General features: G+C 67.4%; 14 protein-coding genes and 1 pseudogene. 4 read left to right on the top strand and 11 right to left on the bottom strand.

What is annotated here, in order from left to right:
* Nucleotides 1–132 precede the first annotated feature (132 nt).
* Nucleotides 133–1,104 carry a DMT family transporter gene (locus WT60_RS08590; protein ID WP_059574584.1) on the top strand — a complete coding sequence of 324 codons (972 nt, stop codon included), beginning with the start codon at nt 133–135 and terminating at the stop codon, nt 1,102–1,104.
* 154 nt (nt 1,105–1,258) lie between these two features.
* On the opposite strand, the gene WT60_RS08585 is transcribed toward WT60_RS08590, so the two are convergent.
* Complete coding sequence (locus WT60_RS08585; protein ID WP_038745123.1) at nt 1,259–1,582, bottom strand: RnfH family protein; 324 nt, start codon at nt 1,580–1,582, stop codon at nt 1,259–1,261.
* 5 nt (nt 1,583–1,587) lie between these two features.
* The gene (locus tag WT60_RS08580; protein WP_038745034.1) at nt 1,588–2,025 is read right to left on the bottom strand and encodes a type II toxin-antitoxin system RatA family toxin; all 438 of its coding nucleotides are present in this window, start codon (nt 2,023–2,025) and stop codon (nt 1,588–1,590) included.
* Between the two features lie 97 nt (nt 2,026–2,122).
* On the opposite strand from WT60_RS08580, the gene smpB reads away from it, so the two are divergent.
* A complete protein-coding gene (smpB, locus tag WT60_RS08575) occupies nt 2,123–2,569 on the top strand; it encodes an SsrA-binding protein SmpB (protein ID WP_038745032.1) in 447 nt (148 codons plus the stop codon).
* Between the two features lie 136 nt (nt 2,570–2,705).
* Here smpB and WT60_RS08570 read toward each other — a convergent pair whose 3' ends face one another.
* From WT60_RS08570 to ppsA, 3 genes are all read right to left on the bottom strand, one after another.
* Nucleotides 2,706–3,653, bottom strand: a complete 948-nt coding sequence (locus tag WT60_RS08570) for an SPFH domain-containing protein (protein ID WP_038745031.1) — start codon at nt 3,651–3,653, stop codon at nt 2,706–2,708.
* Between the two features lie 55 nt (nt 3,654–3,708).
* Complete coding sequence (locus WT60_RS08565) at nt 3,709–4,143, bottom strand: NfeD family protein (protein WP_060355294.1); 435 nt, start codon at nt 4,141–4,143, stop codon at nt 3,709–3,711.
* Between the two features lie 130 nt (nt 4,144–4,273).
* Entirely contained in the window at nt 4,274–6,673 is a 2,400-nt protein-coding gene (gene ppsA, locus WT60_RS08560; RefSeq protein ID WP_038745025.1) for a phosphoenolpyruvate synthase, read from the bottom strand.
* 14 nt (nt 6,674–6,687) lie between these two features.
* On the opposite strand from ppsA, the gene WT60_RS34380 reads away from it, so the two are divergent.
* Nucleotides 6,688–6,870: a hypothetical protein gene (locus WT60_RS34380; protein ID WP_156440113.1), complete on the top strand. Its 183-nt coding sequence runs from the start codon at nt 6,688–6,690 to the stop codon at nt 6,868–6,870.
* 460 nt (nt 6,871–7,330) lie between these two features.
* On the opposite strand, the pseudogene WT60_RS08550 reads toward WT60_RS34380, so the two are convergent.
* The 3 genes and pseudogenes from WT60_RS08550 to WT60_RS33495 all read right to left on the bottom strand — a co-directional run.
* A pseudogene (locus tag WT60_RS08550) lies at nt 7,331–8,133 on the bottom strand (phytochelatin synthase family protein); the annotation flags it as partial.
* A 99-nt stretch (nt 8,134–8,232) separates the two neighbouring features.
* The gene (locus tag WT60_RS08545) at nt 8,233–10,125 is read right to left on the bottom strand and encodes a S53 family peptidase (RefSeq protein WP_038745023.1); all 1,893 of its coding nucleotides are present in this window, start codon (nt 10,123–10,125) and stop codon (nt 8,233–8,235) included.
* Nucleotides 10,122–10,382, bottom strand: coding sequence for a hypothetical protein (locus WT60_RS33495; RefSeq protein WP_145986752.1), 261 nt, complete (start codon nt 10,380–10,382; stop codon nt 10,122–10,124). Before WT60_RS33495 ends, WT60_RS08545 begins: the two co-directional genes overlap by 4 nt.
* 248 nt (nt 10,383–10,630) lie before the next feature.
* On the opposite strand from WT60_RS33495, the gene WT60_RS08540 reads away from it, so the two are divergent.
* Nucleotides 10,631–11,449, top strand: a complete 819-nt coding sequence (locus WT60_RS08540) for a pyruvate, water dikinase regulatory protein (protein ID WP_038745021.1) — start codon at nt 10,631–10,633, stop codon at nt 11,447–11,449.
* A gap of 241 nt (nt 11,450–11,690) precedes the next feature.
* Here WT60_RS08540 and WT60_RS08535 read toward each other — a convergent pair whose 3' ends face one another.
* From WT60_RS08535 to lpxB, 3 genes are read right to left on the bottom strand one after another with little or no spacing between them, the layout of a single operon-like run.
* On the bottom strand, nt 11,691–12,479 hold the full coding sequence (locus tag WT60_RS08535; protein ID WP_060355295.1) for an RNA methyltransferase: 789 nt from the start codon (nt 12,477–12,479) through the stop codon (nt 11,691–11,693).
* Nucleotides 12,476–13,111, bottom strand: coding sequence for a ribonuclease HII (gene rnhB / locus WT60_RS08530; RefSeq protein ID WP_038745016.1), 636 nt, complete (start codon nt 13,109–13,111; stop codon nt 12,476–12,478). Before rnhB ends, WT60_RS08535 begins: the two co-directional genes overlap by 4 nt.
* Nucleotides 13,111–14,277: a lipid-A-disaccharide synthase gene (gene lpxB / locus WT60_RS08525; RefSeq protein WP_038745014.1), complete on the bottom strand. Its 1,167-nt coding sequence runs from the start codon at nt 14,275–14,277 to the stop codon at nt 13,111–13,113. The genes rnhB and lpxB overlap by 1 nt, the downstream gene beginning before the upstream one ends.
* Between the last annotated feature and the right edge of the window lie 2 nt (nt 14,278–14,279).

The following is a 14,279-nucleotide window of genomic DNA, read 5'->3' as shown; positions in this document are numbered from 1 at the left end:
CCTCAACACCGAGCCGCCGAGCCGGCGCGCTCCACGCCCACGCCGCTCCGACCGAGTGCAGGAATGAACAAGACAGACACCGCCTCGCTTCGCTAAGATGCGCGCTCGTCAGTGAAATGGCCGGAGAATTCGATGCAGCGCGGTGTGGTGTATGGCGTGTTGGCAGGCGCCTTGTGGGGGATGGTGTTTCTCGTGCCGCGGCTTCTGACCGACTTTTCGCCGCTGCTGCTGAGCGTGGGCCGCTATGCGATGTACGGCCTCGTGTCGCTCGCGGCCGCGCTGCCCGCCGCCCGCTCGCTCGCCGCGCGCTTGACGCGCGACGATCTCGTCGCGCTCGTCAAGCTCGCGCTCGTCGGCAACGTCGCCTATTACATGTTGTTGTCGAGCGCCGTGCATCTGATCGGCATCGCGCCCAGCTCGCTGATCGTCGGCGTGCTGCCCGTCACCGTCACGCTCGCCGGCCTCGGCGACCACGGCGCGGTGCCGCTCAAGCGGCTCGCGGGCCCGCTCGCGCTCGTCGTGGCCGGCATCGCGTGCATCAACGTCGACCTGTTCACGTCCGAAGCCGCGCACGCGACGACGCTCTCGCAAAAGCTCGCCGGCATCGCGTGCGCGGCGGGCGCGCTCGCGAGCTGGACATGGTACGCGGTCGCGAACGCCCGCTACCTGCAACGCCACCATCATTTCGACGGCAACGAATGGTCGGTGCTGTGGGGCGTCGTCACCGGCCTGATCGGCGGGCTGTGCTGGATCGGCATCGTCGCGCTGCCGGCCGGCGCGCTGCAGCCCGCGCTGCCCGCATCGCGCTGGCAGTTGTTCTGGCTGCTGAATCTCGGCCTCGCGATCGGCGCGTCGTGGCTCGGCAACGGGCTGTGGAACGCGGCGTCGAAGCGGCTGCCGCTCACGCTGTCGGGCCAGTTGATCGTGTTCGAAACCGTCTTCGCGCTGCTGTACGGCTTCGTTTTCGATCATCGCCTGCCGCGCGCGCTCGAGATCGCGGCGCTCGCGCTGCTGCTCGCGGGCGTTTACGGATCGGTGCGCCGCCACGGCGACGGCAAGCGCGCGGCCGACGATCCGCTCAACGCGAACCTCGGCGCGCATTGAGCCCGGCCTCCGCCGGACGCTTCTCCGAATATTTCTTCGGATATGTCTGTTCGGATTTCTCTTCGGAAGCTTCGCCCGGCGTCGGCCCGGAAAGCGCGCGCATGGGCCGCCGCGAAATTTCGTCAGGCGAATCGCCCACGCCGCGCGCCGCCGCTCAGCGCGAATCCTTCGGCAGCCACTTGCGGCCTTCGATCGAGCCTTCGCGGCGGGTCTTGTCGACGCGGCGCTGCCGCGCGACCTTCGGATCGACGATGAGCGGCCGGTAGATCTCGACGCGGTCGCCATCGGCCACGGGCGCGTCGAGCGGCGCGAGCTTGCCGAGGATGCCCGTCTTCAGCGTCGCGAGATCGATGTCCGGATGGCGCGCGAGCACGCCGCTCGCGTCGATCGCGTCGCGCACGGTCGCGCCCGCCGGCACATCGACGGCGACGAGCGTCTGTTGCTCGGGCAGCGCGTAGCAGACCTGGACCTTCGGCATCTGCATCACCCCTTGCCGTAGCGCTGGTCGGCGCGCTTCACGAACGATTCGACGAACGTACTCGCGATGTGCGTGAACACGGGCCCGATGATCTTCTCGAGGATGATGCTCGAGAACTCGTAATGCAGCGCGAATTCGATCTTGCACGCGTCCGCGCGCAGCGGCGTGAAGCGCCAGTAGCCGGTGAACTTGCGAAACGGCCCGTCGGCGAACTCCATGTCGATCCGGGTCGGGCGCTCCTGCGTGTTGCGGGTCGCGAAATGCTGCTTGATGCCCTTGAAGTTGATGTCGATCCGCGCCTCCATGCCGGTTTCGTCGCGACGGCGAATCTCGACGCCGCCGCACCACGGCAGGAAGTTCGGGTAGTCGGCCACGTCGGTGACGAGGTCGAACATCTGTTCCGCCGAATGGCGGATCAATACGGTTTTCTGGACATCTGCCATAAATCGCGCGGCATCGCTAAGGTAAACGAGCAAGCCGGGCCAACGCCGCCCCGCTTTGCTAAAATTGTGATTTTAAACGAGTTGGCCATTTCCCTTCATGAGCATCATCGACAACAGAAAAGCGTTTTTCGATTACCACATCGAAGAGCGCTACGAAGCGGGGCTCGTGCTCGAGGGGTGGGAGGTCAAGGCGCTGCGCGCCGGGCGCGGCCAGATCAAGGAAGGCTACGTCGTCGTGAAGAACGCGGAGATCTTCCTGATCGGCACGCACATCAGCCCGCTGCCCGAGGCCTCGACCCACATCAAGCCTGACCCGGTCCGCACCCGCAAGCTGCTGCTGCATCGCGACGAGATCAAGAAACTGATCGGCAAGGTCGAGCAGCGCGGCTATACGCTCGTGCCGCTGAACTTCCACTACAAAGGCGGCCGCGTCAAATGCGAGATCGGCCTCGCCAAGGGCAAGAAACTGCACGACAAGCGCGAAACCGAAAAGAAACGCGACTGGGAACGCGAAAAAGCGCGGATCATGCGCTCGGCCGCGTAACGCGCGACGCTTTGCCGCACGCCGCGCGCCCGCCCGCGGCGCACTTCATCCGCCGCGCGATGCGCCGACATCGAAAAGGCCCGCTTCGATCGACTCGAAAAAGCGGGCCTTTTCTTCATCCCGCCGACGGCGGCGCTCAGCCCTTGCTCGCGCCCGAGCCTGCCGCGCCCGGCGCACCGCGGTTCACGATCGCGAGCGCCGACGCGATCGCCGTGCTCAGGTCCGACAGGTTCGACGGCACGATCAGCGTGTTGCCCGCCTTCGCGAGATTGCCGAACGCGCCGACGTACTGCTCGGCGACCTTCAGGTTCACCGCGTCCATCCCGCCCTGCGACTGGATCGCCTGCGCGATCTTCTGGATCGCCTGCGCGTTCGCCTCGGCCACGGCGAGAATCGCGGCCGCCTCGCCCTGCGCCTGGTTGATCGCCGCCTGCCTCTCGCCCTCCGATTTCTGGATCGCCGCCTCGCGCGCGCCCGACGCGAGGTTGATCTGCTCCTGCTTGCGCCCTTCGGACGCGGCGATCAGCGCGCGCTTCTCGCGCTCCGCGGTGATCTGCGCCTGCATCGCATGCAGGATCTCCTTCGGCGGCGTCAGATCCTTGATCTCGTAGCGCAGCACCTTCACGCCCCAATTCGACGCCGCCTCGTCGAGCGCCGACACGATGCTGTGATTGATGAAGTCGCGCTCCTCGAACGTCTTGTCGAGCTCGAGCTTGCCGATCACCGAGCGCAGCGTGGTCTGCGCGAGCTGCGTGATCGCGAGCACGAAGTTGCTCGCCCCGTACGACGCCTTCATCGGATCGGTGACCTGGAAGTACAGCACGCCGTCCACCTGCAGTTGCGTGTTGTCGCGCGTGATGCAGATCTGGCTCGGCACGTCGAGCGGGATTTCCTTCAGCACGTGCCGGTAGGCGATCCGGTCGACGAACGGCAGCACGATGTTCAGGCCCGGCGACAGCGTCGCGTGATAGCGGCCGAACCGCTCGAGCACCCACGCGTGCTGCTGCGGCACGATCTTCACCGTCTGCGACACGATCACGAAAGCGATGACGAGCAGCACCGCCCAGACGATCAACGAATCCATGAAGCTGGTCCTCCTGGTTGAAATGTGAAAGCCGAACGCGCGAGCACGCGTGCGGTCAGGCCGACGGCTTCGCGGCGACGATGAGGCAATTGCCGCGCACCGCGCGCACTTCGTACAGATGCGCGTCCTCGCGCTCGCCGGCGGCGAGCTCGACGTCCCATTGCGCGCCGCGATACTGCACGCGGGCGCGGTGATCATGCCAGTGCCTGACCGTGATCGTCGCGCCGATGTCGATGTTGATGTCGGGATTCGCGGACGCGTCGCGCTTCTGCTTGCGGCCGAGCCCCGAGCGCCGGAGCACGATCACGGCGACGATCGCGACGAGCGCGGCGGCGGCGAACTGCCACGCGACGGGCGCGCCCGCGAGATGCACGAGGCCGCCCGCGAGGAAGCCGAGCGCGATCATCAGCAGGTAGAACGTTCCCGTCAGCAGTTCCGCGATGACGAACACCCCGACGCCGATCCACCAGAAAAACTGCCCTGACACCATCGCCCCTCCCGTTGCACAAAGAAAAACACCCCGGCGTTACCGGGGTGTTTATAGCACGAACCTTTCAATTTGCCTTCATTCAAACGGCGATCCGACGACCGCCGCCCGGACGAACGATCACCGCTGCCGGTTATTGCTTGGCGGCGAGCGCCTGCCACGTGTCGATGACCGTGTCCGGGTTCAGCGAAATCGACGCGATGCCTTCGTCGGCGAGCCACTTCGCGAAATCCGGGTGATCGGACGGGCCCTGGCCGCAGATGCCGACATACTTGCCGAGCTTGCGGCAGGTGTCGATCGCGCGCTTCAACATGAACTTCACGGCCGGATCGCGCTCGTCGAAGTCGACGGCGAGCAGTTCCATGCCCGAGTCGCGGTCGAGGCCGAGCGTCAGCTGCGTCAGGTCGTTCGAGCCGATCGAGAAGCCGTCGAAGTGCTGCAGGAACTCTTCGGCGAGGATCGCGTTCGACGGCACTTCGCACATCATGATGAGGCGCAGGCCGTTGTCGCCGCGCTTCAGGCCGAACTTCTCGAGCAGGCCGACGACGCGCTCCGCCTGCTTCACGGTGCGCACGAACGGCACCATGATCTCGACGTTCGCGAGGCCCATCTCGTCGCGCACGCGCTTGAGCGCGATGCACTCCATCTCGAACGCCTGCGCGAAATCCTCGGCGATGTAGCGCGACGCGCCGCGGAAGCCGAGCATCGGGTTTTCCTCGTCCGGCTCGTAGCGCGAGCCGCCGATCAGCTTCTTGTACTCGTTCGACTTGAAGTCGGACAGGCGCACGATCACGGGCTTCGGATAGAACGCCGCCGCGATCGTCGCGATGCCTTCCGTCAGCTTGTCGACGTAGAACGCGCGCGGCGACGCGTGGCCGCGCGCGACGCTTTCGACCGCCTTCTTCAGGTCGGCGTCGACGTTCGGATACTCGAGGATCGCCTTCGGGTGCACGCCGATGTTGTTGTTGATGATGAACTCGAGGCGCGCGAGGCCGACGCCCGCGTTCGGCAGCTGCGAGAAGTCGAATGCGAGCTGCGGGTTGCCGACGTTCATCATGATCTTGACCGGCACGGGCGGCAGTTCGCCGCGCTGCACCTCGGACACTTCGGTCTCGAGCAGGCCGTCGTAGATCTTGCCTTCGTCGCCCTCCGCGCACGACACGGTGACGAGCGAGCCGTCCTTCAGCACGTCGGTCGCGTCGCCGCAGCCGACCACCGCCGGCACGCCGAGCTCGCGCGCGATGATCGCCGCGTGGCAGGTGCGGCCGCCGCGGTTCGTGACGATCGCGGACGCGCGCTTCATCACCGGCTCCCAGTTCGGGTCGGTCATGTCGGCGACGAGCACGTCGCCCGGCTGCACGCGCTCCATCTCGGACGGATCGTGGATCACGCGCACGGGGCCCGCGCCGATCTTCTGGCCGATCGCGCGGCCCGTCGCGAGCACCTGCGACTGGCCCTTCAGCTTGAAGCGCTGCTCGACCTTGCCGTGGGCCTGGCTCTTCACCGTCTCCGGGCGCGCCTGCAGGATGAAGATCTTGCCGTCGCGGCCGTCCTTGCCCCACTCGATGTCCATCGGGCGCTGGTAGTGCTTCTCGATGATGACCGCGTACTTCGCGAGCTCGATCACGTCCTCGTCGGTGATCGAGTAGCGGTTGCGCTGCTCGTGCGGCACGTCGACCGTCTTCACGCGGCCCGGCTCGCCCGGCTGCGTGAACTCCATCTTGATCAGCTTCGAGCCGATCGAGCGGCGGATGATCGGGTACTTGTCCTGCGCGAGCGTCGTCTTGAACACGTAGAACTCGTCCGGGTTCACCGCGCCCTGCACGACGGTCTCGCCGAGGCCGTAGCTCGCGGTGATGAACACGGCTTCCTTGAAGCCCGATTCGGTGTCGATCGTAAACATCACGCCGGCCGCGCCGACGTCCGAGCGGACCATGCGCTGCACGCCGGCCGACAGCGCGACTTCGGCGTGCGTGAAGCCCTTGTGCACGCGGTACGAGATCGCGCGGTCGTTGTAGAGCGACGCGAACACGTGTTTCATGCGGTCGAGCACGTCTTCGATGCCGACGACGTTCAGATACGACTCCTGCTGGCCCGCGAACGATGCGTCCGGCAGGTCTTCCGCGGTCGCGGACGAGCGCACGGCAAACGACAGCTCGCCCGGCGAGCCGTTCTTCAGGATCTCGAACTGCGCACGGATCTCCTGTTCGAGGCGCGACTGCATCGGCGCGTCGACGATCCATCGGCGGATCTCGGCGCCGGCTTCGGCGAGTGCCTTCACGTCGTCGACGTCGAGCGACTCGAGACGTTGCGCGATGCGCTCCGTGAGCTTGTTGTGCTGGAGGAAGTCGCGAAATGCGAGCGCGGTCGTTGCGAAACCGGTGGGCACGCGTACGCCTGCCTCAGCCAGTTGACTGATCATCTCGCCCAGCGACGCATTCTTGCCGCCGACGATTTCGACATCGGTCATTCGCAACTGCTCGAACGGAATTACATACGCCTGATCCTTTGCGACGTTTGCTGCGTTAGTCATACAAGCCCCTAAGTGTGAAAAAAATGCTCGATCGTGCAACGGGCTCGGAGCGCGGCCGCCTGCAAAAAGCGGGACACGCATTGCACAACCTGTCGGATAAACCTTCGCAGGGACGGGACGATTCCGGCGCACTTGCAAAAATCCCGGCAGAAAGGCGAAAAAGCAGACAAATCGCCGAACTTGCCGGGAATCCGTAGCGCATCGCGACCCGAATCGCGGCTGCGCCGCGCTTCAGCCGCAAGGGCTTATCCAACAGGTTGCCGCTATTCTACCGTGACGGCCAGCGGATGTGGCGCAACCCGCTCGCAATGGGGCTCTAGCGCGCGGTTTCGACGCGCCGGGCAGGTCGGGACGCCTTGCCGGCAGGGGCTTGGCCGGTCTGTCGCTTTTCGTCGGGGCGGTGTACGGGCGTTTGAGTGCAGGCATTGGGCATTGGGCGTTCGGGCGTTCGGGCGTTCAGGCGTTCAGGCGTTCAGGCGTTCAGGCATTTGGCGCACCGAATGCCGGGTTCCCGCTCCCCGACGCAAACGACGCACGGGCGGCGGGCCGACCGACTCGCCGCAATCTTGCGCCGGCGCCGCCCGCGTCGTGCGGCCTCGCGCCTGTCGGACGACGGGTACGCCCACCCTGCGGGCCGGCACGTCGCCGCCGCACGCATCAACGCCCCGCCGTCGCCCCGCCGATGAGCACGTAGCCGCGACTGCGGCCGCCGTTGTCCGCATCGGGCGTGTTCATCGCCGCGTACAGATCGGCCGCCCTCACCCAGACAGGCGGGTATTTGTAACGGGACACGTCGAGGATCAGAAAGCGGTCGGCCGCGGCGTCGTACGCGCCAAGCGGCGAGATGTGGCCGCCCGTTTGCTGGCCGAGGCGGCTGCGCAGGTAGTTGACGAGCACGTAGCGCCCCGGGCGGCCGAGATGCGCGACCGCGTCCGCGCGAAACGCATCGACCGACGCATCGGACGCATGGCGCACGTCGCCGCGCGCGCCGAGCGCGTTCGCGAGCGCCCCCAGTTGATCGAGCGTCATCCCGTGCTGCTCGATCTGCGCCTGCGGACGGATCTTCTCGGTCGCGTCGTTGAGCACGTTGTCCTGCGTGAAGTAGTGGAACGGCGGATATTGCGCGGCGGCGGGCGCCGGCACGCGCAGCGCGTTCAGCACCATCACGAGCGACGCGACGCCGCAATAGCTCTCGGTTTTCTGCGTGACGAAGTGACTGCCGAGCGGCACGTATGCGCTGCGCGCGCCGCTCTCGGCCAGCATGTGCTCGCCGGCGCCGCTGCCGAGGTCGATCAGGCCGTCGGGCAACGGCAGCGTTTGCGCGGCCGCGCGCCCGATCAACGCGAACGCGCACAACGCGGCCACGGCGAATCCTTTTCTTTTTGTCACGATCGATCCTTTGTCGTTCGACGAGTGGAGCGCCGCTCGCGCACGGCGCCCGCACGAGCATAGCGCGACGCCGAGCGGGGCGCGGCGATGCGAAACGGCGCGCAAAAGCCGGGCGCGGCTCCCGCCGCCCGCGCCGCCGCGGCCCGCGCGCCGAAGCGGCGCGCCGGGCCCTATCGCGCGAAATCCGCCGTCTTCTTGACGAATGCGGCGAGGTTCCCGATGTCGAAGCTGCCGAAGCCCGTCACCGGGTCCCAGCCGGTGCCCGCCTTGTAGCCGTAGCCGCCCGAGCCGTTGTTGCCGGACGTCACGTCGTGCACCAGCGTGCCGTTGGACGGAACGTAGCGATAAAGGCTCGCGAGCGGAAAGCCGAGCCGGTTGCCATTGTCGGATTGCAAGCGCGCCCAGATCCCCGTGAAGATCGGCGCGGCGAGGCTCGTGCCGCCCCACTGCTCGATCTGCCCGTTCACGTAGACGTGCGCGCCGCTGCGGCCGTCCGCCTCGAACGCGACGTCCGGCACCGCGCGCGTCCTCGCCGACGTGCCGAGCACGCTGCGCTGCCACGCCGGCACCGCTTCGTTCTTGCTGTAGCCGCCGCCCGTCGCCCACAGGCGCTGCGTCGAATCGTAACTGCCGTACGGATCGTACACGCCGATCGGCTGCAGCCCCTCGTTCCACGCGGCTTCACCGGCGTAGGCGCCCGTCGATTTGTCGGTCGACAGCGTCGTGCCGCCGACCGCGACGACGTACGGCGACGTCGCGGGCTCGCTCACCGAATAGTTCGATCGCGCCGGCACGCCCTGCCCGCCGGAAACGCGGCTCACGCTGCACTCGTACGCGCCGGCGTCGCCCGCCGCGACGGCGAAGGTCTGCCCCTGCGCGACCGCGCTCTTGAAGATCCGGTCGTCGGCCGCCTGCGTGCCGGCGGCGCGCGCATCCGCCTCGCACACGCCGAGCGACACGTTGATGACCTTCGCGACGTTGTCGATGACGGCCCGGTTATATGCTTCGGTGATGTCGGTCAGCAACATCGACGGCGCCGCGTAGAACACGATCCCCTTCACCTGCCCGCCCGCCGCGCCGACGATCGCCTGGCTGTCCATGTCCCACTCGCTCAGGCCCGAGTTGTCGCTGTAGTCGCTGCCGGGCGGCCCGGTGCGCGTGACGCTCGCGGCCACGCGCGCGAGCCCCGCTTTCGCCGCGAAGGTGCCGAGATCCCGCAGCACGGGCGCCGCGTCGCCCGCCATGATGACGCCGACCGTCGTCTGCGACGCCGTCGGCGTCGAGCCCGCGCGGTAGATTTGCGAGAATTCGAGCGGATCGTGGCCCGTCAGCACCGGCGTGCCGCTCGCGGCCGCGTTCGCGGTCGCGTCGCTCGCGCGCGCCGCAAGCGACGCCTTCGCGCCGCCGACGGCGCCCGTCACGGCCGCCCGGCGGTTGTACGTGTGCGCGAGCGTCGCGCTGTCGAGCCCGAGCACCGCGCCGACGATGCTGCCGAGCGCGGCCGGCACCTGCGCCGTGTCCTGGTTCGCGTGCACGCGCCGGCCTTCGAGCGTGAAGCTCTTCAACCGCGTGTTGAACGCCGTCTTGACCGCGGCCGCGGTGCCCGTCGCCGAGATCAGCAGCCGGTTCGGCGACACCTGGATGTCGCGAAATCCGGACCGGCGCAGATGCGCTTCGACGAGCGCGACCTGCTGTTGCGTCGGCGCGTACTGCGCGGCGAATTCGGCGGGCGTCAGATGCCGGCCGTACGCGGCGTTGCCGGGCGTATGCAGATCGCGCAGAAAGCGATCGAGCCTCGCTTCGTCGTTGAGATTGAGACTGACGACCACCCGCACCGGCTCGCCGGGCGCCGCGTCGATCGCCTTGCCGGCCGCAAACGTCGCCGCCGACGCCTGCTGCGGGAATGCCGGATACGCGCGGGTCTGCGTATCGACCCACGCCGGCGCGGCGGCGTGCGCCGTCAGCGTGGTCGCGGCGCAAAACGTCGCCGCGCAAATCGCACGCTTCGCTTGCGAAGCGCGAGGGTTGGCCCATTTTCTTGACGTCATTTCGTCGTTCCTCATTTGGTTTGAATAAAGTCGAAACTCAAACAAATCGAACCGCCGAACTGCTCGAGTACCACTGCCCCACGACTGCTGTCCGCACGCATGCGCCGCCGCTCCTCCGGCCTCGCCCGCGATGCGGCAATGAACGAATGCCGCCGCCCGTCCACGCCAAGGGCCGATCGGCAATCAGTAGGATTCCGAATCAACCAAGGCAACTCGACAAACTGATTTGCGCGGCGAAAACATTCATTCGGCGACATGATACGGCTCGCCATTGCCACCTTTCGAACAGCATTACGAAATATTACAGATCATTCCGATGAATGCACGCATCGACTATTGCTCAATACGCAAATGCTTATCGTCGAATCCGGATTGATCGTTCGTCATATCGTCGAGCGGCGCGACGCTCGGGCGCCGCCGGCGACGCTTCGCCGTCGCCCGGACCGCGCGCCCGCGCCTGCTAGAATGACCGCTTCCCGGCCGCGCGCGGCCGCCACGCACACGCTCGACGCTCCGATTCATGCTTCCAACCGTATTCATCGTCTCCGACGGCACCGGGATCACCGCCGAAACCTTCGCGCATTCGATCCTGTCCCAGTTCGACCAGAAGTTCCGGCTCGTGCGCGTGCCGTTCATCGATTCGCTCGAGAAGGCGTACGGCACCGTCCAGAAAATCAACGACACCGCGCAGCACGACGGCCGCCGGCCGATCGTGTTCACGACGCTCGTCGACGGCGAATCGAACGAGATCGTCAAGCGCTCGAACGCGCTCGTGCTCGACATGTTCCAGCGCTTCGTCGAGCCGCTCGAACAGGAGCTGCAGCTGAAGTCGAGCCATGCGATGGGCCGCGTTCACCAGAACGCGGACACCGATGAATACAAGACGCGGATCGAAGCGATCAACTTCTCGCTCGCGCACGACGACGGCCAGTCCAACCGCAATCTCGCCGACGCGGACGTGATCCTGATCGGCGTGTCGCGCAGCGGCAAGACGCCGACCAGCCTCTATCTCGCGATGCAGTACGGCGTGAAGGCGGCAAACTATCCGCTGATCCCGGAAGACTTCGAGCGCGGCAAGCTGCCGACGCCGCTCCACCCGCACCGCGACAAGCTGTTCGGATTGTCGATCGACCCGATGCGCCTCTCCGAAATCCGCAACGAGCGCCGCCCCGGCAGCAAGTACGCCGCGCCGGAGAACTGCCGCTACGAAATCAACGAGGCGGAAGCGATGATGCGGCGCGAAGGGGTCAAATGGCTGTCGTCGACGCACAAGTCGATCGAGGAGATCGCGACGACGATCCTGCAGGAAATCAAGCTCGAGGAACGGCAATCGTATTGATGCAGGCCCGCGACGGCGGCGATGCAAGCGCCGCTCGCGCGCCGCGGCGCTTGCGCCCCCCCAACGCCGCTGCATCCGGCATGCGCGGCGACGCGCGTCGCCCGCGGCATCATTGATCGGCATCGCGATGCCGGCCGCCGACATCGCGAGCATCGCGTTTCAGGCCGTGCGCCGCGCAAGCGCACTCACCGCGCCTAGCGCGCCAATCGCGTAACAGAAGAGAGAAGGAAACGCGCGTGCGTCACACGCCGCGCGCGCGTTGCTGCCGACACTGCTCAAAAAGACAAATCGCCGCCGCAGCAGCCACGTTCAACGATTCCATCCCGCCCGGCTGCGGAATCGTCACGCGATGCGTCGCCGCGTCGCGCCAGCGTGCGGATACGCCCGCCCCCTCGTTGCCGAACACCCACACGACCGGCCCGGACAAATCGCAGTCGTAGATCGCGCGCGCGCCGTGCGAATCGGTCAGCGCGACCGGGGCCGCGAGCCGCTCGATCAGCGTGTCGGCGGCGACGTCCTCGTGGATGTCGAGCAGAAAGTGCGCGCCCATCGCCGAGCGCAGCACCTTCGACGACCACGCATATGCGGTGCCCGGTGTGCAGAACGCCTGCTTCACGCCCGCCGCGGCCGCGCTGCGCAGGATCGAACCGACGTTGCCCGCGTCCTGCACGCCGTCGAGCACGACCGCCGTGTGCGCGACGCGCTCCGGCAGCGCGGGCGCCGGCCGGGCGACGAGCAGCAGCAGACCGACGCCGTTGACGACGTTCGACAGTTGACCGAAGAGCGCATCGGGCAGCGTGACGAGCCGCGCCGGCTCGACGCGCGCGACGATCTCGCGCGCCTCCGCGTGCGCGAACGCGCCGTCGGTGACGACGCACAGCTCCGGCTGCCCGGCCGCATCGAGATAGGCGCTCGCGAGATGGAGCCCCTCGAGCAGCGCCTGGCCGCCGCGGCGCTGCTGATGCGTCGAGCCCGCGAGCGCCTTCAGGCGCTTGTACAGCGGATTGTCGCGGGAAGTGATTGCTTTCATCGAATCAGATCGAACGCCGCGCGCACGGGCGCGAACGAACGGCGGTGATGCTCGCACGGGCCGTGCTCGCGCAGCGCCGCGAGGTGTTTCGGCGTGCCGTAGCCCGCATGAACGTCGAATCCGTACATCGGGAACTGCGCGTGCAGCTCGACGAGCATCCGGTCGCGCGTGACCTTCGCGAGAATCGACGCGGCCGAGATGCTCGCCACGAGCGCGTCGCCGCCGACAATCGCCTCGCTGCGGATCGCAAGCGTCGGACAGCGGTTGCCGTCGATCTTCGCGAGCGTCGGCCGCACCGCGAGCCCTTCGACGGCGCGCTTCATCGCAAGCATCGTCGCGTGCAGGATGTTGAGCGTATCGATTTCCTCGACGCTCGCCGACGCAACGCAGTACGCGAGCGAATGCGCGACGATTTCGTCGAAGAGCCGCTCGCGCTTCTTCGCGGACAGCGCCTTCGAATCGTCGAGCCCCACGATCGGCCGCGCCGGGTCGAGCACGACGGCGGCCGCGACGACGGGCCCGGCGAGCGGGCCGCGCCCGGCTTCGTCGACGCCGCAGACGATCTCGCCCGGCGCATCGAACTCGAGCGCCGGCTGGGCCGCGGCACCACGGGATTTGCGAGTCGCGGCCATCAGCGCGGCTTCCTGTCGTCGATCACGCGCGCGACGGCCTCCGCCGCGCGCTGCGCGGTGTTCTGGCGCAGCGCGAGATGCATGTCGGTAAAGATTTCGGTGAGCGCGCGACGGTTCGCGTCGTCGCGCAACTGCGTGAGCGTCGCGTCGGCGAGCGCGTCGGGCGTCGCGAAGTGTTGCAGCAGCTCGGGCACGACGAAGCGGCCCGCGAGAATGTTCGGCAGCCCGACGTACGGCAGGTAGCCCTGCCGGCGCATGATCTGCCCGGTGAGCCAGGGCACCTTGTACGAGATCACCATCGGCTTCTTGAGGAGCGCCGCCTCGAGCGTCACGGTGCCGCTCTTCACGAGGATCGCGTCGGCCGCCGTCATCGCGACTTGCGCGCGCCCCTCGGTCAACGTGACCGACAGCAACGGATGCGCGTCGACGAGCGGCTGCAGCAGCTCGCGCAGCGCGGGCGTCGCGGCCGGCACGATGAAACGCACGCCGGGCTCGCGCTGCTGCATCAGCTCCATCGCGTCGAAGAACGTCGGGCCGATCAGCTCGATCTCGGAGCGGCGGCTGCCCGGCAGCACCGCGATCACGGGGCCGCTCTCCGGCAGGCCGAGCGCGATCCGCGCGCCGTGCATGTCGGGCTCGAGCGGAATTTCGTCGGCAAGCGGATGGCCGACGAACGTCGCCGCGACGCCCGCCTTCTCGAGCAGTTCGGGCTCGAACGGGAATAGGCACAGCATGTGGTCGACGGCCTTGACGATCTTCTTGATCCGCCCCCCGCGCCACGCCCAGATCGACGGGCAGACGAAGTGGATCGTCGGGATGCCCGCGCCGCGCAGCGCCTGCTCGAGGCCGAAGTTGAAGTCGGGCGCATCGATGCCGATGAACGCGTCGGGCGGCTCGGCGAGCAGTTGACGCTTCAGCTCGCCGCGAATGCGCAGGATTTCGGGAATGTGCTTGAGCGCCTCGACGTAGCCGCGCACCGCGAGCTTTTCCATCGGCCAGTGCGCGTCGAAATCCACGGCGGTCATGCGCGGCCCGCCGATCCCGTAATAGCGGGACGATGCGGGCAGCCGAGCATGCAGCCCGCCGAGGAGCGACGCACCGAGCAGATCGCCCGACGGCTCGCCCGCGACGAGCGCGACGCGCAGCGGTGTGAGTTGGAACGCCATCG

Source organism: Burkholderia sp. MSMB617WGS (assembly GCF_001532025.2).
GTDB classification, from domain to species: Bacteria; Pseudomonadota; Gammaproteobacteria; order Burkholderiales; family Burkholderiaceae; genus Burkholderia; species Burkholderia savannae.
Note: the sequence above shows the minus strand (reverse complement) of the source record. Positions and strands in the feature narration are given on the sequence as shown.

Coding starts and splice junctions, on each gene's coding strand:
- WT60_RS08590 (WP_059574584.1), top strand. CDS start 133: ATGCAGCGCGGTGTGGTGTATGGCGTGTTGGCAGGCGCCTTGTGGGGG.
- WT60_RS08585 (WP_038745123.1), bottom strand. CDS start 1,582: ATGCCGAAGGTCCAGGTCTGCTACGCGCTGCCCGAGCAACAGACGCTC.
- WT60_RS08580 (WP_038745034.1), bottom strand. CDS start 2,025: ATGGCAGATGTCCAGAAAACCGTATTGATCCGCCATTCGGCGGAACAG.
- smpB (WP_038745032.1), top strand. CDS start 2,123: ATGAGCATCATCGACAACAGAAAAGCGTTTTTCGATTACCACATCGAA.
- WT60_RS08570 (WP_038745031.1), bottom strand. CDS start 3,653: ATGGATTCGTTGATCGTCTGGGCGGTGCTGCTCGTCATCGCTTTCGTG.
- WT60_RS08565 (WP_060355294.1), bottom strand. CDS start 4,143: ATGGTGTCAGGGCAGTTTTTCTGGTGGATCGGCGTCGGGGTGTTCGTC.
- ppsA (WP_038745025.1), bottom strand. CDS start 6,673: ATGACTAACGCAGCAAACGTCGCAAAGGATCAGGCGTATGTAATTCCG.
- WT60_RS08545 (WP_038745023.1), bottom strand. CDS start 10,125: ATGAGGAACGACGAAATGACGTCAAGAAAATGGGCCAACCCTCGCGCT.
- WT60_RS33495 (WP_145986752.1), bottom strand. CDS start 10,382: ATGGCGAGCCGTATCATGTCGCCGAATGAATGTTTTCGCCGCGCAAAT.
- WT60_RS08540 (WP_038745021.1), top strand. CDS start 10,631: ATGCTTCCAACCGTATTCATCGTCTCCGACGGCACCGGGATCACCGCC.
- WT60_RS08535 (WP_060355295.1), bottom strand. CDS start 12,479: ATGAAAGCAATCACTTCCCGCGACAATCCGCTGTACAAGCGCCTGAAG.
- rnhB (WP_038745016.1), bottom strand. CDS start 13,111: ATGGCCGCGACTCGCAAATCCCGTGGTGCCGCGGCCCAGCCGGCGCTC.
- lpxB (WP_038745014.1), bottom strand. CDS start 14,277: ATGGCGTTCCAACTCACACCGCTGCGCGTCGCGCTCGTCGCGGGCGAG.